At 63.1% G+C, this 20,753-nt stretch carries 21 protein-coding genes and 1 tRNA gene; 17 read left to right on the top strand and 5 right to left on the bottom strand.

Features of this window, described 5'->3' with window-relative positions:
* Nucleotides 1–6: 6 nt before the first annotated feature.
* Nucleotides 7–1,827 carry a TadE/TadG family type IV pilus assembly protein gene (locus tag BMI91_RS08160; RefSeq protein ID WP_078548187.1) on the bottom strand — a complete coding sequence of 607 codons (1,821 nt, stop codon included), beginning with the start codon at nt 1,825–1,827 and terminating at the stop codon, nt 7–9.
* 376 nt (nt 1,828–2,203) lie between these two features.
* On the opposite strand from BMI91_RS08160, the gene dnaG reads away from it, so the two are divergent.
* From dnaG to ribD, 8 genes are all read left to right on the top strand, one after another.
* Complete coding sequence (dnaG, locus tag BMI91_RS08155) at nt 2,204–4,183, top strand: DNA primase (RefSeq protein WP_078604612.1); 1,980 nt, start codon at nt 2,204–2,206, stop codon at nt 4,181–4,183.
* A gap of 182 nt (nt 4,184–4,365) precedes the next feature.
* On the top strand, nt 4,366–6,381 hold the full coding sequence (gene rpoD, locus BMI91_RS08150) for an RNA polymerase sigma factor RpoD (RefSeq protein WP_078604611.1): 2,016 nt from the start codon (nt 4,366–4,368) through the stop codon (nt 6,379–6,381).
* A 62-nt stretch (nt 6,382–6,443) separates the two neighbouring features.
* A complete protein-coding gene (locus BMI91_RS08145) occupies nt 6,444–6,812 on the top strand; it encodes a hypothetical protein (RefSeq protein WP_078604610.1) in 369 nt (122 codons plus the stop codon).
* A 189-nt stretch (nt 6,813–7,001) separates the two neighbouring features.
* Nucleotides 7,002–7,721 (top strand): hypothetical protein, encoded by a 720-nt coding sequence (locus BMI91_RS08140; protein WP_078604609.1) that lies wholly within the window; start codon nt 7,002–7,004, stop codon nt 7,719–7,721.
* Nucleotides 7,722–7,815: 94 nt separating this feature from the next.
* Nucleotides 7,816–8,139: a hypothetical protein gene (locus tag BMI91_RS08135; protein WP_078570046.1), complete on the top strand. Its 324-nt coding sequence runs from the start codon at nt 7,816–7,818 to the stop codon at nt 8,137–8,139.
* Complete coding sequence (locus tag BMI91_RS08130) at nt 8,139–8,555, top strand: secondary thiamine-phosphate synthase enzyme YjbQ (RefSeq protein ID WP_078548175.1); 417 nt, start codon at nt 8,139–8,141, stop codon at nt 8,553–8,555. The genes BMI91_RS08135 and BMI91_RS08130 overlap by 1 nt, the downstream gene beginning before the upstream one ends.
* 142 nt (nt 8,556–8,697) lie before the next feature.
* Nucleotides 8,698–9,168: a transcriptional regulator NrdR gene (gene nrdR, locus BMI91_RS08125; RefSeq protein WP_075774214.1), complete on the top strand. Its 471-nt coding sequence runs from the start codon at nt 8,698–8,700 to the stop codon at nt 9,166–9,168.
* On the top strand, nt 9,165–10,268 hold the full coding sequence (gene ribD / locus BMI91_RS08120) for a bifunctional diaminohydroxyphosphoribosylaminopyrimidine deaminase/5-amino-6-(5-phosphoribosylamino)uracil reductase RibD (RefSeq protein WP_078604608.1): 1,104 nt from the start codon (nt 9,165–9,167) through the stop codon (nt 10,266–10,268). The genes nrdR and ribD overlap by 4 nt, the downstream gene beginning before the upstream one ends.
* On the opposite strand, the gene BMI91_RS08115 is transcribed toward ribD, so the two are convergent.
* The 3 genes from BMI91_RS08115 to BMI91_RS08105 form a co-directional block, all read right to left on the bottom strand.
* Nucleotides 10,238–12,253 carry a capsular polysaccharide biosynthesis protein gene (locus BMI91_RS08115; protein WP_078604607.1) on the bottom strand — a complete coding sequence of 672 codons (2,016 nt, stop codon included), beginning with the start codon at nt 12,251–12,253 and terminating at the stop codon, nt 10,238–10,240. The genes ribD and BMI91_RS08115 overlap by 31 nt on opposite strands.
* Nucleotides 12,253–13,383: a polysaccharide biosynthesis/export family protein gene (locus tag BMI91_RS08110; RefSeq protein ID WP_483028318.1), complete on the bottom strand. Its 1,131-nt coding sequence runs from the start codon at nt 13,381–13,383 to the stop codon at nt 12,253–12,255. The genes BMI91_RS08115 and BMI91_RS08110 overlap by 1 nt, the downstream gene beginning before the upstream one ends.
* Before the next feature lie 79 nt (nt 13,384–13,462).
* Nucleotides 13,463–14,749, bottom strand: a complete 1,287-nt coding sequence (locus BMI91_RS08105; protein WP_078604605.1) for a capsule biosynthesis protein — start codon at nt 14,747–14,749, stop codon at nt 13,463–13,465.
* A 208-nt stretch (nt 14,750–14,957) separates the two neighbouring features.
* Here BMI91_RS08105 and BMI91_RS08100 point away from each other — a divergent pair, with 208 nt between their 5' ends.
* The 7 genes from BMI91_RS08100 to BMI91_RS08070 all read left to right on the top strand — a co-directional run bounded on the left by BMI91_RS08100 (nt 14,958) and on the right by BMI91_RS08070 (nt 19,554).
* Nucleotides 14,958–15,581: a riboflavin synthase gene (locus BMI91_RS08100; protein ID WP_078604604.1), complete on the top strand. Its 624-nt coding sequence runs from the start codon at nt 14,958–14,960 to the stop codon at nt 15,579–15,581.
* Nucleotides 15,578–16,735 (top strand): 3,4-dihydroxy-2-butanone-4-phosphate synthase, encoded by a 1,158-nt coding sequence (gene ribB, locus BMI91_RS08095; protein WP_078604603.1) that lies wholly within the window; start codon nt 15,578–15,580, stop codon nt 16,733–16,735. The genes BMI91_RS08100 and ribB overlap by 4 nt, the downstream gene beginning before the upstream one ends.
* A gap of 3 nt (nt 16,736–16,738) precedes the next feature.
* Nucleotides 16,739–17,284 carry a 6,7-dimethyl-8-ribityllumazine synthase gene (locus BMI91_RS08090; protein WP_078604602.1) on the top strand — a complete coding sequence of 182 codons (546 nt, stop codon included), beginning with the start codon at nt 16,739–16,741 and terminating at the stop codon, nt 17,282–17,284.
* Nucleotides 17,281–17,799 carry a transcription antitermination factor NusB gene (gene nusB / locus BMI91_RS08085; protein WP_078520341.1) on the top strand — a complete coding sequence of 173 codons (519 nt, stop codon included), beginning with the start codon at nt 17,281–17,283 and terminating at the stop codon, nt 17,797–17,799. Before BMI91_RS08090 ends, nusB begins: the two co-directional genes overlap by 4 nt.
* A gap of 122 nt (nt 17,800–17,921) precedes the next feature.
* Nucleotides 17,922–18,266 carry a hypothetical protein gene (locus BMI91_RS08080; protein WP_078604601.1) on the top strand — a complete coding sequence of 115 codons (345 nt, stop codon included), beginning with the start codon at nt 17,922–17,924 and terminating at the stop codon, nt 18,264–18,266.
* Between the two features lie 389 nt (nt 18,267–18,655).
* Nucleotides 18,656–19,012: a hypothetical protein gene (locus BMI91_RS08075; protein WP_078604600.1), complete on the top strand. Its 357-nt coding sequence runs from the start codon at nt 18,656–18,658 to the stop codon at nt 19,010–19,012.
* Between the two features lie 83 nt (nt 19,013–19,095).
* Entirely contained in the window at nt 19,096–19,554 is a 459-nt protein-coding gene (locus tag BMI91_RS08070; protein ID WP_078520588.1) for an MmcB family DNA repair protein, read from the top strand.
* A 3-nt stretch (nt 19,555–19,557) separates the two neighbouring features.
* Here the strand turns inward: BMI91_RS08070 and BMI91_RS08065 are convergent, their stop codons facing one another.
* Nucleotides 19,558–19,767 carry a DUF6324 family protein gene (locus BMI91_RS08065; RefSeq protein ID WP_078520339.1) on the bottom strand — a complete coding sequence of 70 codons (210 nt, stop codon included), beginning with the start codon at nt 19,765–19,767 and terminating at the stop codon, nt 19,558–19,560.
* 130 nt (nt 19,768–19,897) lie between these two features.
* Between BMI91_RS08065 and BMI91_RS08060 the strand changes: the two genes are divergently transcribed.
* Together BMI91_RS08060 and BMI91_RS08055 are read left to right on the top strand one after the other, a co-directional pair.
* Nucleotides 19,898–19,974, top strand: a tRNA-His gene (locus BMI91_RS08060).
* A gap of 99 nt (nt 19,975–20,073) precedes the next feature.
* On the top strand, nt 20,074–20,637 hold the full coding sequence (locus BMI91_RS08055; protein WP_078604599.1) for a PAS domain-containing protein: 564 nt from the start codon (nt 20,074–20,076) through the stop codon (nt 20,635–20,637).
* Nucleotides 20,638–20,753: the final 116 nt, after the last annotated feature.

Genomic DNA, 20,753 nt, shown 5'->3' with positions numbered 1-20,753 from the left:
CTCCGGTCAGTTCGTCAGGCGCAGGGTAGAGATCTGCGTCGCGATCGAGGAAAACGCATCCGCGAGATTGGCGGAGTCGACGTCATACTGGTAGCTCGGACCCGAACTGCAATCGGCGAGCGCCGTCTTGCCACTCTGGGGCGCATCCACGGCCACAGTGAAGACGATGATATCCTTGCTTTTCCCGGCCTGGCACACGTCGTGCAGGTTCTTGTCCTTCTCCGAGAACATCGAGGAGATCGCCATCTCGTCGTAGATCGAAGCCACGGATTCTTGCGGGTCTAGGCGCTGGCGCGGCGGCAGAAGGAAGGTCTGGATCACATATTGCAGCGTCCATCCTTTGCTCCAGACGGTGCGCCAGTCGATCGCATGCAGATCACGCGGCTCGAATTGATACTCGTAATGCGAATCCTGGTAGCAACGCTCGCGGCCCCGCCAATCCGTATAGCACTTCGTCTCGTAAACTTTCGTCGCGATGGTCTCGCCGATTTCCTCGGGCGCATACCAGTTGCGATCGGCGAATGAGTAATAGGGCTTCTCTCCCTGATCTGCGCGCTCCTGCGAGAACCAGTACATGTGCGACATGGTCGAGCTGTCGTCATTAAACGCCGTCGAACTGTCGATCGAGAATAGGCCGGAATCGCCCGTCCTGTACTTCATATAGGTCGAGAAGGTGCGTGTGTTCTGACCGTCGGTCATCAGGATCATCACCTTCATCGAGCGTTCATCGATGCTCTGACCGGTCGCCGGATAGGGCAGGGGGCGGTCGTCCACATCAGCAGAAATCGTCCCGTTTTGGACCAGAGCAGCTGAGACCGGTTTGGCCGAAGGGTCGAGCAGCGCGAAGCCCCAGCGAGCGCCGATGTCGATCGCGGTATCGCCACCTGCACGCAGCGACGCGATCTTGTTCACGACGTCGTTCTGATTGTCCTCGAAGGCCATCACGTCAGAATAGCTGTGCTCGTAGCAGTTCTCGGAGGATTCCGAGAGTGTTTTGTACACGCCGTAGCCTTGGCCAACGAGATCATAGCTCCAGCCATACATGGTGCGCTGCAGGCCGGTGGTCGGCAGGCTCACGCTGTTGAAGCCCTGAAGCTGCACGTCGGCGCAGGTGTTGTAGCTGTGATCGTTCGACAGGTTGTACGCCGCCGCCAGGTCGGGGCCGAGCGAGACCTGCTGGTTGTAGGGCACGATCGAGATCGAAAGGCGACCGGCCGGCGCGCCCGGAGGCTGAACGTTGTCGAACATCTTGTTGGTGAAATTCGTCGCGGCATCGCGCAGCGAGGCGATCTTCGTCTCGCCGTAATAGGAGCCGGAATCCGTTTGACCCATCGAGCCGGAGACGTCGAGCACCATCGAGATTTCGACATTGCCGATGGATTCCTCGGCTTTGGCTGCGGTGTTGGAGCGGAAGGAATCGACGCCGAAGCCGATCAGGTCACCGAAGATCGTGGGCATGTCATCCTGCGCGGTCATCGATACGCGGCGGTATTCCTTCTGCGCGCCCTCTTCGACCACGGGCTCGATATTGAGATAGTCGAGGCCGCTGGTGGAGAGGTAGTCTTTCGCCACGGTCGCGGGATCGAGCGTCTGATCCAGATTGGCGGCGGCGAGCGCGGCTCGGTCGAGCGAACTTTGGATAAGCGTACGGCGTTCGTCTTGGCGGACGAAATCAATCGCAATGCCGCCAATGACCATCAGCACGATCAAAACCTGCAGGCTGAAGATGAAAACCGCTCCATCCTCGTCCTGCGCGAACCGCCCCATTCGGGCGCGCGCGGCTTCGATACGGCGTGCCAAGCCGTTTTGTTCGGTTTTGTCCCTCATCCCCGACCTCCTTCTCCTTGTCCCATGGCCTCGCCGCCAGCGGAGAAAACTCGTAAAAAATCACCGGATGAAACTGCATAATTCCTGAGGCGAAATTAAGGCAAAACCTTGTCTAACTTCATGGAATTGTTGTGCTTTAAATGTGGAATGCCGCAGTGTGTGTGAGATAGTTTCCCAATCGGCCACCAATCTGAGGGTCTTCTGACGCTGGGTGCCGTCTTAGAGACTGAGTCGTTTAAACTAAGTTAACTCGCCTCAAGGGGCGGATTTCTCACCTTCGGCTGACGCGAAGTTCTCGGCGCGCGCGAGGCCGAAAGCTGTGGGTAGCTCCGCGGGTCCCCTCGACTCTGCCGCACATGGAGACAATATAGAGACCATGAGCCTGCCACCCGGATTTCTCGACGAATTGCGCAGCCGTTCCTCGATCGCTCAGGTCGTGGGGCGCAAGGTCATTTGGGACATGCGCAAGTCGAACCAGGCCAAGGGCGACATGTGGGCGCCGTGCCCCTTCCATCAGGAAAAATCGGCCTCGTTCCATGTCGATGACCGCAAGGGCTATTACTATTGCTTCGGCTGTCACGCGAAGGGCGACGCGCTGAGCTTCGTGCGCGAGACCGAGAATGTCAGCTTCATGGAGGCGGTGGAGATCCTCGCCCGTGAGGCCGGAATGCAGATGCCCGCGCGCGATCCGATGGCGCAGGAGAAGGCCGATCTGCGCACCGAGCTGGCCAATGTGATGGAAGAGGCGGTGAAGTATTTCCGCCTCCATCTGAACACGCAGGCCGGGAGCGCCGCGCGCGACTATCTGGCCGGGCGCAGCCTGAACAAACCCGCCGTGGACCGCTTTGAGATCGGCTTTGCGCCGCCCGGCTGGCAGGGCCTGCGCGACGCGCTCAAGGCGAAGGGGATTTCCGACGAACTGATCAAGGGCGCGGGGCTTGCGAAGGACAGCCAGAAGGGGCGCGAACCCTTCGACGTCTTCCGCAACCGTATCATTTTCCCGATCCGCGATCCGCGCGGGCGCTGCATCGCCTTCGGCGGGCGGGCGATGGATCCGAACGATCCGGCGAAATATCTCAACTCGCCCGAGACCGCGCTATTCGACAAGGGGCGCTCGCTCTATAACCATGGCCCCGCGCGCGAAGCCTGCGGCAAGGGCGCGCCGCTTGTGGTCTGCGAGGGCTATATGGATGTGATCGCCATGGTCGAGGGCGGCTTCGGCGGGGCGGTCGCACCTCTGGGCACCGCGATCACCGAAGATCAGCTGCGCCTGATGTGGCGCATCCATGACGAGCCAATCATCGCGCTCGATGGCGATACGGCGGGCCTGCGCGCGGCGCTGCGGGTGATCGATCTCGCGCTGCCGCTGCTGGAGGCGGGGAAGGGCGTGCGTTTCGCGATCATGCCGCCGGGGCTCGACCCGGATGACGTGATCCGCAAGCAGGGCCGCGAGGCGATGGAGACGATCCTCGCCGAGGCGAAGCCGATGGTCTCGCTGCTGTGGCAACGTGAGACCGAGGGGAAAGTCTTCGACAGTCCCGAGCGTCGGGCGGCCCTGGACAAGAGCCTGCGCGCCGCGATTGCGCGCATCCAGGATCCCTCGATTCGCGGCCATTACGGGGACGAGATCAAACGCCTGCGCTGGGAGCTGTTCGGCACCGGTCCGCAGGCTGGCCAACAGGGCGGCGCGCAAGGATCCCGCGGGGGCTTCACGCCGAGCGGTTTCGGCCCCGGCGGCAAGCGCGGCAAGGGCCGCTTCGGTGCGCCGCCGCCGGCCTTGCCCGAGACGCGCTCCTCGCTTCTGGCGACCGCGCCGAGCGACGTGGCCGAGCATCTGCGCGAGGCGATGATCCTCGGCATCTGCGTCACCCACCCGGCGCTGATCGCCGAATTCGAGGCGGAACTGGAAGCCGTGCCGCTGCGCGACGCGACGCATGATCAGCTGCGCCACCGGATGCTCGCCCATGTCGCCGCGCCCGCCCCGGAAATCGCGAAAAACCTTTACGCGGAAATGGCGGCCGACCTTGAAAAACTGTTGAACCTGCCCCATTTGCGCTCTGCCCCTCCGGTTCGCAACGCTGAGAACCTCGATTTGGCGCGGATGTGCCTGACCGAGGAACTGGCCAAGCTGGACGCCGCTCGCGCCGTGCGCGAAGAGGTCGCCGACGCGATGGAGGATCTGGCGGGGCTTGCCGACGAAGGCGTGACATGGCGTCTGGCGCAAGCAGCATCGCTTCGCCATCGTGCAGAGAGATCGAAACTGGAGGACTCCTCCGATATGGGCGAAGATCAAGCGGCGCTGTCCGCAACGCTTCAGGCCATGATCGACGGGGAAATCTGGCGTAAGAAACATTGAGCCGGATGGCTGCGGGCCAACGGATTACGGAAAAGCGAATTGTTGCGGACACATTCAGAATCAACTTTCTGTCCACAGCCCTCGCGCCCCTGTGATTCGCCGCCGCGATTCGATACACAGACGAGATATGATTCGCTTTCGTCATAGCTTGAGCCCAACCAAGCCCTGACCGAGGAGCCCACATGGCCGCCAAAGACATCGACGACAATAAATCCGACACCCCGAGCGACGACGCGACGTCCTTCGATATGAGTCAGGCCGCCGTGAAGCGGATGATCGCCGAGGCGAAGGAACGCGGGTTCATTACCTATGACCAGCTCAACAAGGTGATGCCGCAAGATCAGGTCTCCGGGGACCAGATCGAAGATGTCATGTCGATGCTCTCGGAAATGGGCATCAACGTCATCGAAGCCGAAGAGGCCGATGAGGAAGAAAACAGCAGCCAGGGCGGCGAAGTCGCGACGACGGCTTCGGGGTCGCGTGAAGTCGCAGTCTCGACCACCAGCTCGGAAACGCTCGATCGTACCGATGACCCGGTGCGGATGTATCTGCGCGAGATGGGCTCGGTCGAGCTGCTGTCGCGCGAGGGCGAAATCGCGATCGCCAAGCGCATCGAGGCTGGCCGCAACACGATGATCGCGGGCCTCTGCGAGAGCCCGCTGACCTTCCAGGCCATCACGATCTGGCGCGACGAACTTCTCAACGAAGAAATTCTGCTGCGCGACGTGATCGACCTCGAGACCACCTTCGGCAACTCGCTCGAAGGGGTCGAAGGCGAAGAAGAAGAGATCGCACCGCCCACCGTCGGAGCCGAGGCGACGACAGAGGGCAGCAAGAAATCCGAGGATAGCGGCAATTCGGAGCCCGAGCTCGACGCGGACGGCAACCCGATCCAATCCGACGATGACGACGAGGACGAAGGCGCGAACCTTTCGCTCGCCGCGATGGAAGCCGCGCTGAAGCCGCGTGTTCTCGAGACGCTCGAACTGATCGCGCGCGACTATGCTCAGCTTGCCGAAATGCAGGATCTGCGGATGTCGGCGACGCTGAACGAGGATGGCTCCTTCTCGGTCACCGAGGAAGCCGCCTATCAGAAGCTGCGTTCCGAGATCGTCGAGCTGGTGAACTCGCTTCACCTGCACAACAACCGGATCGAAGCGCTGATCGACCAGCTCTACGGCATCAACCGCAAGATCATGTCGATCGACAGCGGCATGGTGAAGCTCGCCGATCAGGCGCGCATCAACCGTCGTGAGTTCATCGAAGAGTATCGCGGCTACGAACTGGACCCCAGCTGGTCCGAGCGGATGCAGGCGAAGTCGGGCCGCGCTTGGCAGTCCCTGTTCGAGCGTTCCGCCGACAAGGTGGAAGAGCTGCGCGGGGAGATGGCTCAGGTCGGACAGTATGTCGGCGTCGATATTTCCGAATTCCGCCGCATCGTGCAGCAGGTTCAGAAGGGCGAGAAAGAAGCCCGTCAGGCCAAGAAAGAGATGGTCGAGGCGAACCTGCGTCTCGTGATCTCGATCGCGAAGAAATACACCAACCGCGGCCTGCAATTCCTCGATCTCATTCAGGAAGGCAATATAGGCCTCATGAAGGCCGTGGATAAGTTCGAGTATCGCCGCGGCTACAAGTTCTCGACCTATGCGACGTGGTGGATCCGTCAGGCGATCACCCGCTCGATCGCGGATCAGGCGCGCACCATCCGTATCCCGGTCCACATGATCGAGACGATCAACAAGCTGGTCCGCACCGGTCGCCAGATGCTGCACGAGATCGGCCGCGAGCCGACGCCGGAAGAACTGGCCGACAAGCTGCAGATGCCGCTCGAGAAGGTCCGCAAGGTGATGAAGATCGCCAAGGAGCCGATCTCGCTCGAGACGCCGATCGGCGACGAAGAAGACAGCCAGCTTGGCGATTTCATCGAGGACAAGAACGCCGTTCTGCCGCTCGACTCCGCCATTCAGGAGAACCTGAAGGAGACGACGACGCGGGTTCTGGCCTCGCTCACCCCGCGCGAGGAGCGGGTTCTGCGGATGCGCTTCGGTATCGGCATGAACACCGACCACACGCTCGAAGAGGTGGGCCAGCAGTTCTCGGTCACCCGCGAACGTATCCGTCAGATCGAGGCGAAGGCGCTGCGTAAGCTCAAGCACCCGAGCCGGTCGCGCAAGATGCGTTCGTTCCTCGACCAGTAATAGCATTCGATCAGGACGCCCCCGGTTTCGGGGGCGTTTTCATGTCATCCGGGGAGGGGAGCATGAAAGTCTTCACTACGTTTGTGGCTGCAGCCCTTCTGGTCGCTGGGTCCGCCAGCGCCGCCGAGCGCGCGCAATTCTACATTCCCGACAAGCCTGCCAAGCTGGTCTATCTCTTCACTTGCGAAGGGGAGAGCCAGGAGGCGATCGCCGAGAATTGGGAGAAGGCCAAGGCCGTCTTCGCCAGCGATCATCAGGCCGAGGCCGCGCGTCTGGAGGCGAAAACCACGGCGCAGCGCGAGTCCGGCCATGCCCCGAGCCAAGAGGCGATCGACGCCCATAACGTCGAATTCAACGCGCATAAAGCCGCGGTCGAAGCCGATCTTGCGCCGCTGGGCTGCAAGATGAACGGTCTCGTTCACGTGCCGTGACGGAGGGCGGTCCGCTTGCATTGCTGCGTCGAGGCGGCGGCCCCTAAACCGCATATTTCGCACATTTCTTGAGCATTTCGGGGGGTGGAACGGCTTTTTCGTCCCTCAAGTTGCTGGAAAGTTTGAAATTCCCCTGATCGTGTTATCGTCACCTTACGGACAATTGGGGTGTTCGTTGGGGGGAGTTAAATGCGGCTGCGCAATTACGCGCCAGCCCTGCTGAAACCGTTCAATGACGAGTTAACGCGAAAGTTTCTGTTCGCTTTGCTTTTCGTGGATGCAGTGCTGCTGGTTATTTTCATCACTTACAACGTTTTGGGGCTCAATCATGGCGACGGGCTGATCGCCGAACAGTTCTGGCGGTTCGATATCGGTCTCGACCTCAGCTTTTCCGAGAATTTCGGGTTCTTCAAATGGACCGCGATCATGGTGTTCATGCTCGCGTCGTTCCTGAAAAAGCCGAACGCCATGAGCGTGTTCATATTTGCCGTCTTCGCCATTCTGCTTGCCGATGACAGCAAGCAGTTGCACGAACACGCAGGCCGGTTTCTGAGGGAAGGGGTGTTCGAACAAGTCATCGCCGATCCGCATGCCGCGCAGACGATCGGAGAGCTTGTGTATTTCGCGGGACAAGGCGTCGTTGTTGTCGCGCTTCTGTGGCTCGCTTATCGCTTCGGGTCGCCGGAGCAGCGCCTCTATGTGCTTCGCTTTTCCGCTTCGATCTTCGGTCTCATCATCTGTGGAGTGGGGTTCGACGCGATCCATAGCGTGTTCGAGGGCGCTCCGCTCTCATGGCTTCTCGGCTTGATCGAAGATGGCGGTGAGATCATCTTCGCCTCCATCGCCTGCGGCTACGGTTTCAGTTACCTGCTCGCGCAGTTCCAGAGTGCCGAGGTTTCCCACGCGTAGTGGCGGCCTAATTCGTGTGGCGCGCGTGGGCAAAAGGCGTTGCCTGTCGTCTTGCGGCGGTCCAAATTGAAGCGACCCAATAACCGGAGATACCATGTTCAAGTTTGCGCCTGCCTTGCTCGCCCCTCTCGTTCTCGCTGCCTGTCAGGTCGGCACGATGCAATCGGGCACGCCGCGCATGGATCAAGCAGGCACCTGTTTCCTCTATGTGCAGGAAGAGGCAGGCGGCACCTATTCGGTGGTCTCGGGCGTCGGCGACGGCACGCCGCAACCCAAGGCCATGGTCAAGCGCGGGCTAAGCGGCGCGCAGGCCGATGCGGTGTGGGCGAAAGAGCGCAAGATCATGGACATCAACCCCGAATGCCTCGCGATCGTCGCGACGGATCGCTCCGAGGCGCGTCCCGCGCCGAAAAGCTGATGCATCGCCGGTTCGAGATCGCAACATCGGGCCCGGGTCTTTACGAATTCACGCGTGACGTGGCGGCTTGGGTCGCGGGCGCCGATGCGGAGGAGGCGTTGCTCACGCTGTTCATCCGTCACACCTCGGCAAGTCTCGCGATCCAGGAAAATGCCGACCCGGAAGTGCGCTCCGATCTGAAGGAATTCTTCCATCGGCTCGTGCCGCCCACGACCGATCCCAGCATGTCCTACCTGACCCATACCTATGAGGGGCCGGACGATATGCCGGCCCATATCAAATCGGCGCTTCTACCGGTCAGCTTGCAGATTCCTGTCATTTCGGGGCGTATGGCGCTCGGAACGTGGCAGGGAATTTACCTTTTCGAACATCGCAGCCGCGCGCATCGCCGCGAGGTCATGGCCCTCATGCGCTGAGTCTCATTCGCCACAGGCAACCGCCACATCTGGGGTCGAAAGATTTTTCCTACCCAAACCATCGACGCTAGGCTAAGGTCTTGTGGATAAGAGGGGCATGCAGACCCTATCGTGAGGCGGGACAACGAACGGGGGAAAGCGAATGCGCTGCCCATTTTGCGGAAATGTCGATACTCAGGTGAAAGATAGCCGTCCGGCGGAAGATCACGTCGCGATCCGGCGACGTCGGTTCTGCCCGGCCTGCGGCGGTCGTTTCACCACTTACGAACGCGTCCAGCTGCGCGACCTCGTGGTGATCAAGACCTCCGGCAAGCGTGAGGATTTCGATCGCGACAAGCTCGAACGCTCGATCCGGATCGCGATGCAGAAGCGCCCGGTCGAACCCGAGCGGATCGACCAGATGATCTCCGGCATCGTGCGGCGTCTGGAAAGCATGGGCGAGACCGACATCTCCTCGAAGGTGATCGGGGAGATCGTGATGGAGACGCTCGCGCGGATCGACACGGTCGGCTATGTCCGGTTCGCCAGCGTTTACAAGAACTTCCAGGAAGCGGACGACTTCGACAAGTTCGTCTCCGAATTGCGTCCGCCGGGAGCGGGCGACCCCGAGTGACCGAAGAAGACCGGCGGTTCATGTCGATGGCCCTGACGCTTGCGCGCCGGGGCCTTGGCAATGTCTGGCCGAACCCGGCCGTCGGCTGCGTGATCGTGAAAGAGGGCCGCGTCGTCGGGCGCGGCTGGACCCAGCCGGGCGGGCGGCCCCATGCGGAAGTGCGTGCGCTCGCGCAGGCGGGGGAGGCGGCGCATGGCGCCACGGCCTATGTCACGCTGGAGCCTTGCGCCCATTACGGCAAGACGCCGCCCTGCGCGATGGCGCTGCGCGAGGCCGGGGTGGCGCGTGTCGTCTCGGCGATGGAAGACCCCGATCCGCGCGTTTCGGGCGGCGGTCATGCGATGCTGCGCGACGCGGGGATCGACGTGGAAACCGGGCTCATGGAGGCGGAGGCGCGCGATCTGCAGGCGGGATTTCTCAGCCGTGTGACCCGCGCGCGGCCGTGGCTCGCGCTGAAGCTTGCGAGCAGTTTCGACGGGCGTATCGCGACCTCGACCGGCGAGAGCCAGTGGATCACCGGGCCGCAATCGCGCGCGCTGGTCCATGCGATGCGCGCTGAATTCGACGCGGTGATGGTGGGCGGCGGGACCGCGCGGGCCGACGATCCGCTGCTGACCGTGCGCAGCTTCAAGCCGCTGCGCCAACCTCTGCGGATCGTGGCCTCGGTGCGGCTTGATTTGCCGCGCAAGCGGCTTGCCGGGTCGCTGGACGTCGCGCCGCTTTGGCTGATCCATGGGGCTGCCGCGCCCGAGGAAGCGAAAGACTACTGGCGTGATGTGGGCGCGGAGCCGATCGAGGTGGCCGAGACAGTTGGCGGCGGTCTCGATCCGCTGGCGCTGATGGAGGCTCTGGCCGGGTTCGGCCTGACGCGCGTGTTCTGCGAAGGCGGCGGTAAGTTCGCGGCCTCTCTGATCAATGCGGGGCTGGTGGACGAGCTGATCGGTTTCACGGCGGGCATGGTACTGGGCGCGGATGGTCGCGCCGGGGTCGGCGATATGGGGCTGAGTGCGCTGGCCTCTGCGCCGCGCTACACGCTGGTCGAAAGCCGCCCCATCGGCGACGACCTGCTTCACCGCTGGCGGCGCCAGAGCCACGCGTAGGACGCGAACACGCCTTGCAGCTTCGCGCCGATCCGGTTGAGCGGGCCCCGGGGTAGGGTGCGGCCCTCGCTCAGGCGATCCAGCGCGACCTCGACCGGGCAGGGCAACCCGCTGACCGGGTCGAGATAGCGCGGATAGGCGATCAGCGCGGCATGGGTGAGCTGCAGCAGATCGGGGCGCGCCGCTCTGCGCGCCGGAACAGGCCCGAGATCGCGTGTGAGCCCCCAGCCGGCATAGAAGGGCGCCCCGAGGGTGGTGACAGCCTTGCCGCGCAAGAGAGCCTCGAAGCCGAGGCCGGAAGTCATCGTCCAGACCTCGTCCACCGCGTCGATCAGCGCAGCGGTGTTGGTCTCGGGCAGGATCAGATCGGCATATGTCTTCGCCACTTCATCGGGTACGACGCCGGGACGCAGACCAGCGACGACATCGGGGTGAGGTTTGAAAAGGATAACTGAATCGGGGTTCTCGGCCCGGATTCTCTCCAGAAGCATCGCATTTGTACAAGTCTCCCCCGCGCCGAGGCGGATTGAGGCATCGTCTTCGACCTGGCCGGGCACGAGGATCTTATGGCCTTGGGGCAGGTCGGGAAGCGCGCCGCCGAGATTGTATTTCGTCAGGCCATCAGTCGTGATCCGTTGGATGAGCTTGCGCACCCGCACCTCGCCGCCCGGCGGCAGAGGCCGCGCGATCAACGCCTCCAGATCACTGGGATGGGTCGGGTCGTAGAAGATGCCAGTGCGATCCGCGATCAACGAGAGCGGCGGGACGAGTTCGGCGCCGAGGCCGCGTGAGCGCAGAAACCCGTCTTCGACGCGGATAGGGTCGCGGTCGTCGTCTGGGGCCGCGCGCGTGGCCCAGTAGAGAAAGGGCCGAGCAGGGTCGGGTGTCTCGCTGAACCGCAGCGACCCGTGATGTCCGAAGAACTTGCGCAGATGCGGGCGTTTCCACAGCGACATGCCGCCCGCGACGTAGCCCTGCCGATCCTCGCGATAGGCGCGGGTTTCGGCCTCGAGCTGATCCACCGCCTCCTCGAAGCTGCACAGGCGCTTGCGGCAAGGATCGTACCAGATCGGCGCGAGGATATGCGACACCGCGAAAATCTGCGCGCGGGTCAGGCTGCGCGATCTGCGGGGTACGGGGTTTTCGTCCTGCGTGAGCCCCCATCCCCCATAGAACGGTTGGCCGAAGACGCGCGGCTTGTGGCCTGCGAGGATCGCCTCGTAGCCCATGAGCGACGACACGGTATAGACCGCTATCGCGCCTTCGAGCAGTTTCCATGGCGAGGCCGGCGCGTCGTAAATCTCGGAATTCGCATCGCAATCTTCCGGCCCGTAATGGCCGCCCCGCAGCCCGGCGCGGGTTTCGGGATGGGTCTTGATCAGGATGCGCGCGCCGGGGTTTTCGATCCGCGCATAGGCCAGCATTTCGCGGAACGTGGCCGCCGTCGCCCCGCCATGGGTGATCGAGGCATCGTCCCGTGTCTGGTCGATCACCAGAACATAGCCCGGGTCGGGAACGGGCAGGTCCGGGTCGAAATCGTTGTATTTCGAGAGCTCCGAGGTTTTCAGCCGGGCAATCCCGTCGCGCGCCCGCTGCAAGACGGCACTATCGTCGAGCGGCTCGGTCGCGAGGAGATGTTCGAGCCGCGAGGGCTGGGAGCTGTCGAAATGCACGCCCATTGGATCGAGGATCAGGCCCAAAGGCGGCGCGCCGGTTCGGCCCGGATGGATCGAGCGCAGAAACGCATCCTCCACCCGGATCAGCGGCACGTCGCGCTTGGCGGCCACCGCCTCACCGCGCGCCGCATAGGGCGAGCGGCCCCAGACCATCACGCCATCGTCGGGGCCGGGTAGGCCGAGGCGCGGTGCATGGTCTGCTGCGCGCAAAATCTCGCGCAGGCGCTTCTGGCGCAGCACCCCGCCATTGTAGAAAAAAAGCCGCCGGGGGATCGCCCCGGCGGCCTCCTGGTCTCTGTCGCGGGGCATCAGTTCCCGGCGAGCGTATTGAGCGTGTTCACCGTGCCCAGCGGCTGGGTCAGCGCCGAGAGCGTCTTCTGCCACTGCACGAAGGGCGCCTCGGTGACATAGACCGTGTCGCCGTCGCGGATCGCGAAATCGCGCGCCATGAACATGCCGTTGGGCTGGGTCAGGTCGAGCACGTAGATCATGCGCTGATCGCCGACGAGGTCGGTGCGATCAAGCACCTTCATCGCGATATCGGCCGGCTCGTTGCGCAGCACGAAGACGCCGGTCGGATCGGCGAGGTTCGACTGCAAGCCGCCCACCGTTGCGATGGCCTCCAGCGCCGAAAGCGTCTGGGTCTCGAAGGGCACGCGGGCCTGCTTGCCGGTCGCGCCGAGCGAGGTGAAGGCGCGCTGGTCCTTCTCGACGAGGATCACGTCGCCATTGCGCAGCGCGATGTCCATCTTGGGGTTCTCGTAGAGATCCTTGAGCCAGATCGAGCCCGACATGCCGCCGCGCGTCACGGTGATCTTGGCGACCTCGGGGGGGATCGCCACGCCGCCCGCCTTGGCGATCATCGCCGAAAGCGTCCGGGTCGGCCGCTCGATCGGGTAGACGCCCTGACCGTTGATCGCACCCATGACCGAAACCGTCGCGCCATCGCCTGCCACGCGGGTCACGAGAACCTGCGGGTCCGGCGTTTGCGCGTCGAGCTTGGTGGTGATGATGCGGCGCAGCCCGTCGGGCGTGTTGCCCGCGGCTTTGATGCGGCCCGCATAGGGGACGAAGATGAAGCCCGCACCATCGACCTGCACCTCTTGCAGCTGGGTCGCGTTGGCGCCTTTGCTGGCGAGCAGCCCGTCATCGACGTTCTCCCAGATCGTCAGCGAAAGCGTGTCGCCCGGGCGGATCGTATCGGAGCCGATCTGACCGGCATTGATGAAATTGGAGGTGAAGCCGAGCGCCGGTTGCACGGCGGTTGCGCGGGTGACGAAGTCGTTCACCTTGACGACGAACGCATCGCCCTGGCGCATCACGGAGCCTGCAAAGAGTTCGCGCTTGTTGGGGCCGGAGCGCGGAAGGCCACAAGATGCGGTCAAAAGCGTGGCGGAAAGGCCCGTCAAAACGGCCCTGCGGGAAGGGGTCATGGTCACTGCTCGAGCTCCTCGTTCGGGATGCTGCTTATCGTTTTGCGACCAAGCTACCGAAGCCTCGGGAAAAAAACGAGAAAAATTATCGTACCACCTGCAACTGTTGCCGTGGGGCCGCGTTGCCTGCGACCAGCGCATCATAGGGGTCTTCGGCGGCCAGCATCATGTCGACCACCTGTCGCAGCAGGGCGCGGCGGCCTTTCGCAGAGTAGAAGCCGCCCGGAACCTGGCTCGTTTCCAGCAGGTAGTGGCGATAGTCGCGATAGGCGCGGCTGTCGGGGCGGGCCGGGCTTGCGAAGAAGGCCTCGAGCGGTTGCGCGGAGGTGAATTCCGGCTTGTCGAAGATCGCACGACCCAGAGATTTCAGCGGCAGCCCGCGCCAGAGTGCCTGCTGCGCGGCGGTCGAATTGACCGTGACGGCGGAGCGCGCCTGCGCCAGAAGCCCCGCCAGCTTGCCGCCGCGCACGAAATGCACGCGCGACGCCAGCCTATGTGCGCGGGCCGCTTTGCGGATCGTCTCGCGGATGGGCGCGCGCCCATCTTCGAGCGGATGGGCCTTGAAGACGAGGTGATGATGAGGCGGGGCGCCTTTCGCGAAATTCTCCATCACCAGATCGATGAACTCGGTCTGGCTCGCGAAGGGAGAGTGCATCCGGAAGCTGGAATCGTGTTCGAGCTGCAGCAGCACGAGGTGATATGGAAAGCCGCCATGCCGGATGCGCCGCGTCGCGCGTTTGCGCTCCAGCATATGCAGCGGCATCAGCAGCAGGCGGCGAAGCCAGAGGCGGAATTCCTGAAACACGGTGATGTCGCGATGCGGACGGAAGCGGCGATAGGGACCGGAGCGGAGCATTACGAAGAAATGGTAGAGCGCGCCGTAGAACACGTGGTGGCGCATATCGCCCCAGCGGGGCGGGGCGTCGGGAAACTCGATCTCGGACTGGGCAAGTGCCGTGCGCATCTGCGCCACCGACATCTCCATCAGCCGGGAGTGCCCGTTCGAGCCGCCGCGCTCGTAAGTGACCCAGTAGGGGCGGACGTAACCCTCTTCGAAGACATGCACGCACAGGCCCAGCGCCTTCGCGACCTCGACGGCCTGCGCATGGATTGGGCGGGTGTCGCCATAGAGCACGAGATCGGTGATGCCTTTCTCGGCGATCAGGGCGCGCAGGTGATCAGGCCAATCCTCCGGCGGTGCGTCGAAACGCAGGTAGGAGGCGCGGTCGAACCAGAAGACCTCATCCCCGCGGTTGAACCCCACGCGCCAGACCGTCGCCCCCGCCTGCCGAAGCATCGCGCCAAGCTGATGAAAGAAGGGGCCGTGGGGCCCCTGCAGCATCAGGAAGTGGCGATTTTCGAAACGGTTCATCCAGTCGTGGGTCCTTGGCCTGCTTCCGTGATTGCGCAGGATGCGCGCGAAGTCACGGAGTTTGTGGGGTAATCCCTTAAATATTGGACAATTTTAGGGCAGGCGCTGTGCGGGGCCGCGCAGAGTGTGACGGGACGGCGGGGCGCTCATCTCTTGCGAAGGCGCGCCCTGCGGGCTAGCTAAGGTCCGAAATCTGAGGGGATATGCCATGTTCACCGGGATCGTGACCGATATCGGAGAAATTCTGGAGCTGGAGCAGCGCGGCGATCTGCGCGCGCGGATCGGCACAAGCTATGACGTGGGCAGCATCGAGTTGGGCGCGTCGATTGCCTGCGACGGCTGCTGCCTGACCGTGATCGCCACGGGCTCTGAGCCGAAAAACTGGTTCGACGTGGAAATCTCCGCCGAGAGCCAGGCCAAGACCAATATCGGCGGCCGCGGCAACGATGCCAGCGGCGGTTGGCAAGTCGGGCAGAAGATCAATCTCGAACGCGCGCTGAAAGTGGGCGACGAGCTGGGCGGTCACATCGTGTCGGGCCATGTCGATGGCGTGGCCGAGATCGTGGCGATGGTGGATGAGGGCGACAGCACGCGCTTTACCTTCCGCGCGCCGGAAGCGCTCGCGAAATACATCGCGCCGAAAGGCTCGGTCGCGCTGAACGGCACCTCGCTGACCGTGAACGAGGTCGAGGGCGCGACGTTCGGCGTCAACATCATCCCGCATACCAAGCAGGTCACCAACTGGGGCCATGCCAAGGCGGGCGACCGGATCAATCTAGAGATCGACACGCTCGCGCGCTATGTCGCGCGGCTGCAGGAGTGGAACGCATGACCACCGACGGCAAACCCCTGACCCCGGTCGACAAATCCGGCACCCATGACATGCCCGGCGAGGTCGAGGAAAGCCTGCGCCACGTGATCGCGCCCGCCGAGGACATTATCGCCGAGGCGAAGGCCGGGCGCATGGTGATCCTCGTCGATCACGAGGATCGCGAGAACGAGGGCGATCTGTATATTCCGGCCGAGAAATGCACCCCCGAAGCGGTGAACTTCATGGCGACTTACGGGCGCGGGCTGATCTGCCTGCCGCTCACCTCGGATCGCGTCGACCAACTGGGCCTTGCGCCGATGGTGCGCGCCAATTCGATGCGCCACGAGACGGCCTTCACCGTCTCGATCGAGGCGCGCGAGAACATCACCACCGGGATTTCCGCCCATGACCGGGCGCAGACGATCAAGGTGGCGATCGATCCGAGCAAAGGGCCGCAGGATATCGCCTCGCCCGGCCACATCTTCCCGCTGCGGGCGCGCGACGGCGGGGTGCTGGTGCGCGCGGGCCATACCGAAGCCGCCGTGGACGTGGCGCGTCTGGCCGGGCTCAAGCCCGCCGGCGTGATCTGCGAGATCATGGGCGATGACGGTCACATGCTGCGCCTGCCGGGGCTGATCGAGTTCGGCAAGAAACACGGGCTGAAGATCGGCACGATCTCGGACCTGATCGCCTACCGCCGCCGTCACGACAATCTCGTGCGCGAGGGCCTGCGCCAGATGGTCACGTCGAGCCATGGCGGCGAGTGGGAGATGCGTGTCTTCACCGATATGGCCGAGGGCGTCGATCACATCGTTCTGGTGAAGGGCGACATTTCAACGCCCGAGCCGGTTCTGGTGCGCACCCACTCGCTCAACATTCTCGACGACGTGCTGGGCATCGGCCCCGGTCCCGCCGACGAGGTGCGTCGCGCGATGGAGATCGTGGCCGAGGAAGGTCGTGGCCTCGTATGCCTCTTCCGCGACCCGTCGAACCGCCTTCTGCGCGAAGAGGATCAGGGGCCGCGCACGATCAAGCAGATCGGTCTGGGCTCGCAGATCCTGTCCTCGATGGGGCTGCATGACATGATTCTTCTCACCGACAATCCGCAGACGAAATATGTGGGCCTCGACGCTTATGGCCTGCGCATCGTCGGCACACGCCCCATCACGGAGTAAGACATGGCCGGAATCTCGCATTACACGCTCGACCTGCCGAAATTCGACAGCGCGCCGCGGCTGCTGATCGTGGTCGCGCCGTATTACAAGGATATCGCGGACAACCTGATCGCGGGGGCGAAGGCGGTGGCCGAAGAGGCGGGCGCCTATGTGGACGTGATCGAGGTGCCCGGCGCGCTCGAAGTGCCCACCGCGATCGCGATGGCCGCGCGCATGGCCGATTACGACGGCTTCGTGGCGCTTGGCTGCGTGATCCGCGGCGAGACCACCCATTACGAGACCGTCTGCAACGACAGCTCGCGCGGGCTGACGCTGATGGGGCTCGAAGGGATTTGCATCGGCAACGGCATCCTGACGGTCGAAAATTACGAGCAGGCGGCAGTGCGCGCCGACCCTGCCGATCAAAACAAAGGTGGCGGCGCGGCGGCTGCGGCCTTGCATCTCATCTCATTGTCGCGCAAATGGGCGCGCCGGACGAAGGGTATCGGGTTCAAGCCCGCCGAATCCTTCCGTATCGCCGGCGACACTGACGGATCGAACAACGCATGACCGACGACGCCTCTTCCGACGCGCCCCAAGACGCCCCGAAACCGCGCAAGCTCACCCAAGAGGAGAAGCGCCAGATGAAATCCGCCTCGCGTCTTTACGCGGTTCAGGCGCTGTTTCAGATGGAAGCGGCCGGGCAGGGCGCCGACAAGGTGCGCCGTGAGTTCGAAAATTTCCGCTTTGGCGCCGTGGATGAGGACGGCACCGAAATGGCCGAGGGCAATCTCGACCTGTTCCGCCGTCTGATCGACGATGCGGTAACCTGGCAGGCGAAGATCGACCAGGCGACCGACCGTGCGCTGGTGGCGAAATGGCCGATCGACCGGATCGACCCGGTGCTGCGCGCGCTGTTCCGTGCCGCCGGGGCAGAGCTGATCACCCCCGCGACGCCGCCGCGTGTCGTCATCACCGAGTTCGTCGACGTGGCCCGCGCCTTCTTCCCCGAAGGCAAGGAGCCGAAATTCGTCAACGCGGTGCTCGATCACATGGCGCGCGCGCTGCAACCCGACGCGTTCTGAGCGCGCTCACTCGCGACACCATGCCACGGGCAAACCCCCGCTTATCTCGCAATTGCCGCCCGTTTCCCTGTTTGAAACTTGGGAATATGCACTAGATTGTGAGGTAAGCAGGAGGATTTTTCATGCCCGAACTGGTCCGGCTCTACATCAAGAACGTCATCATTGGCTTCTTCATCGCGCTCACCTTCGTTGGCCTTCTTCTCGGCTTCAATGTCGGCAATCTCCGCCACCTGATTTTCACGTCCGATATCGGCTATATCGCAATGGCGCTGCTGGTCGTGTTCAACACGATCGTCTTCTCCGGCGTCCAATTCGCGATCGCGGTGATGCGCATGGCCGAGGATGACGACAGCTCCGGCGGCGGCAAACGCGACGGCATCCCCACCGATATGGCGGCCGAGCATCTGGCGATCCCGGTTCCGGTCGATACGCCCAAGTCGCGTCAGCAGATGCAGCTTCGCCGCTGAGCGCATCCACCTCCCGAGACGACAAAAGCCCCGACCGGTCCGGCGGGGCTTTTTGCTGTCTTGCGATGGGTGGAGTGACGGAAACCGCAGCAGACGTGTAGACGAGAGTTCCCGGAGACCTGAAAAGTCAGGTGGGCGCCAGATACCGAGGCCAGGACCCCGGCAGAGCCAGCTCCCTCAGGAATGGTATAGGCCACTGGAAAAGGGTCTTTCACAGAAAGAGCAGTAACCGTCAGCCCCCCAGATAGGGGTGAAACCGCGCTCCGGCAAGAGGGGGAGAGGGCGGGTTTTTCCGGGTGGCAAGGCTCTGCCGCTGCGACACCTTGGCGCTTGGGTTCGCCCTGCGAGGCTCTACCCTTGGCGGCAGGAATTCGCGGACAGGAGTTTTCATGAGCGATTTGAACGGGCCCGCCGCAGGCGGCGGGAGTGGCAGCACCGGGATCGGCGCAGTGCTGGAGCGGCTCTGGGCGGACAACACCTTGCGCACCGAGGTCGGCGCCGGGGCGCTGTTGCTGCCGGTGATGGTGGCGGGCCATGCGCGCATGATCGACTACCTGCTCTATCTGCTGTTGGCGTTGGCGCTGTTTGCTGGCGAGGCGTTCCGGGTCAGCGCTGCGGGGCTTCTTGGCCAGATCAAACCCGAAGGGCTGGCCGAGGCCGCGACGCTGCTGCGGGTGGCCGAGTCCGGCGTCTGGGTGCTGCGCGCGGCGCTGATCGTTCTGGTGTTCTCGGTGCTGGTCTTCTGATCCGACCTTTTGATCCGCTGCTTCGCATCGGTGCGGTGGGCTGAGTCTGGACTTTTGTTCACACTTCGTTCATGTTTTCCCACATGACGCAGATTCCGCTTTCCGAACTTCAGCCGGGGCAGGTGCTAGCACGCGGCACGGCCCGCGCGCTGTCCGAGCTAGGGCTCGACAGTTTGCCGGAAATGGTGCTGCGCCCAAGGCTGCGCGCCGATCTGATGGCGATCGACCGGAAGGGCGAAATCTGGATCGTGGAGTGCAAGTCGAGCCGCGCCGATTTCACCTCGGATCGGAAATGGGACGGCTATCTGGACTGGTGCGACCGCTATTTCTGGGCGGTAGACCAGGATTTCCCCACGGATCTTCTGCCCGAGGGGACGGGGCTTTTCATCGCGGATGGCTACGGCGCCGAGATGATCCGCGAGGCGCCGCTGTCCAAGCTTGCGCCGGCGCGGCGCAAGGCGCTGACGCTCGATTTCGCGCGCGCGTCGGCACGGCGGTTGCAGCGGCTGTGCGATCCGGGCGCGATACCGCCCGGATTTTGAGGCTCAGCGCTTCTTGCCCTTGCCGCCTTTGCTCATTTCACGCGCAGCTTCCGCAGCGGCCTGCAGTTCTTCGGCGATTTCCATCGCCTCGTCGGGATCGAAATCGAGCGGTAGCTCGACGCCTTCGCCCTCGACATAGATCCGCACCATTCCGAGCGAGGTCGGGCCGATTTGCAGATTCGCGGAGATGTCGCTTTCCTTGTCGATGCTCATCGAAAACTCCTGAGAGGTTGGATGGAAAATGCACCTAACCCCCGCGACGTGCGCAGGCAAGACTTGGTGCGAATTTCTCGTCATCGGACACTTGCATTCCGCGCGCGAGGGGGCTAAATCCCGCGCCAGTGCCGCCTTAGCTCAGTTGGTTAGAGCGCTGGATTGTGGATCCAGAGGTCCCCCGTTCAAGCCGGGGAGGCGGTACCATCCCCCCCTTCAAATTGGTTATCGGTGGTATTTCGCCTCGCGCGCTGGACTTTTCCGCGCAATGATCAATCTTGTTTTCTCAAACGCAGCGGAGGCTTCATGCCCGTTTACACAGATTACGAACTGCCAGATGCGCTGGTCAGCTATTGCGACAAGTCGAATGTCGCGCTGACCATTGCCGCGGCCGATCGGGATGATGTGCCGCTCGTCTATGTGAATCAGGCGTTTCTCAATCTGACCGGGTATTCCGCTGAAGAGGTGCTGGGGCAGAACTGTCGCTTCCTGCAGGCGGGTGCCGCGACTGAGGAAGAACGCTCTGCGATGCGGGAGTTCATCGACGACGAGGACATTTCCGCGGGCCGTTTCCGTGTCACCAACAGCCGCGCGAATGGCGAGACCTTCCAGAATTTCGTGTTCATGACGCGTCTGCGCGAGGCCAATGGCGATACGCGCTTGTTCCTCGGGTCGCAATTCGACCTTACCTCCGCGGCGGAACGTCAGAACGTGAAGGTCGACATCGCTGCGCATGACGAGAGCCTACTGCGCAATGCCGACGATCTCGCCGCGATGTCGCGCGGATTCGGTCTCGCGATGATCGGCTCTGCCAAGGTTCTGTCGGAGAGCCTCTCCACAATGGCCACGATTATCTACCGCGAGGGCTAAGAATGGCTGCGGCCACGGTTATGTGTTCAGTACTATGTCAAATGTTATTGCAGGGCCCTGAGGCTAGTGACACCGATCTCCGGATGAACTGCAAAGAGAACTATAGAGAAGGGCGC

It is taken from the genome of Thioclava sediminum (assembly GCF_002020355.1).
GTDB classification, from domain to species: domain Bacteria; phylum Pseudomonadota; class Alphaproteobacteria; order Rhodobacterales; family Rhodobacteraceae; genus Thioclava; species Thioclava sediminum.
This window is presented reverse-complemented; position numbering and strand designations above follow the sequence as displayed.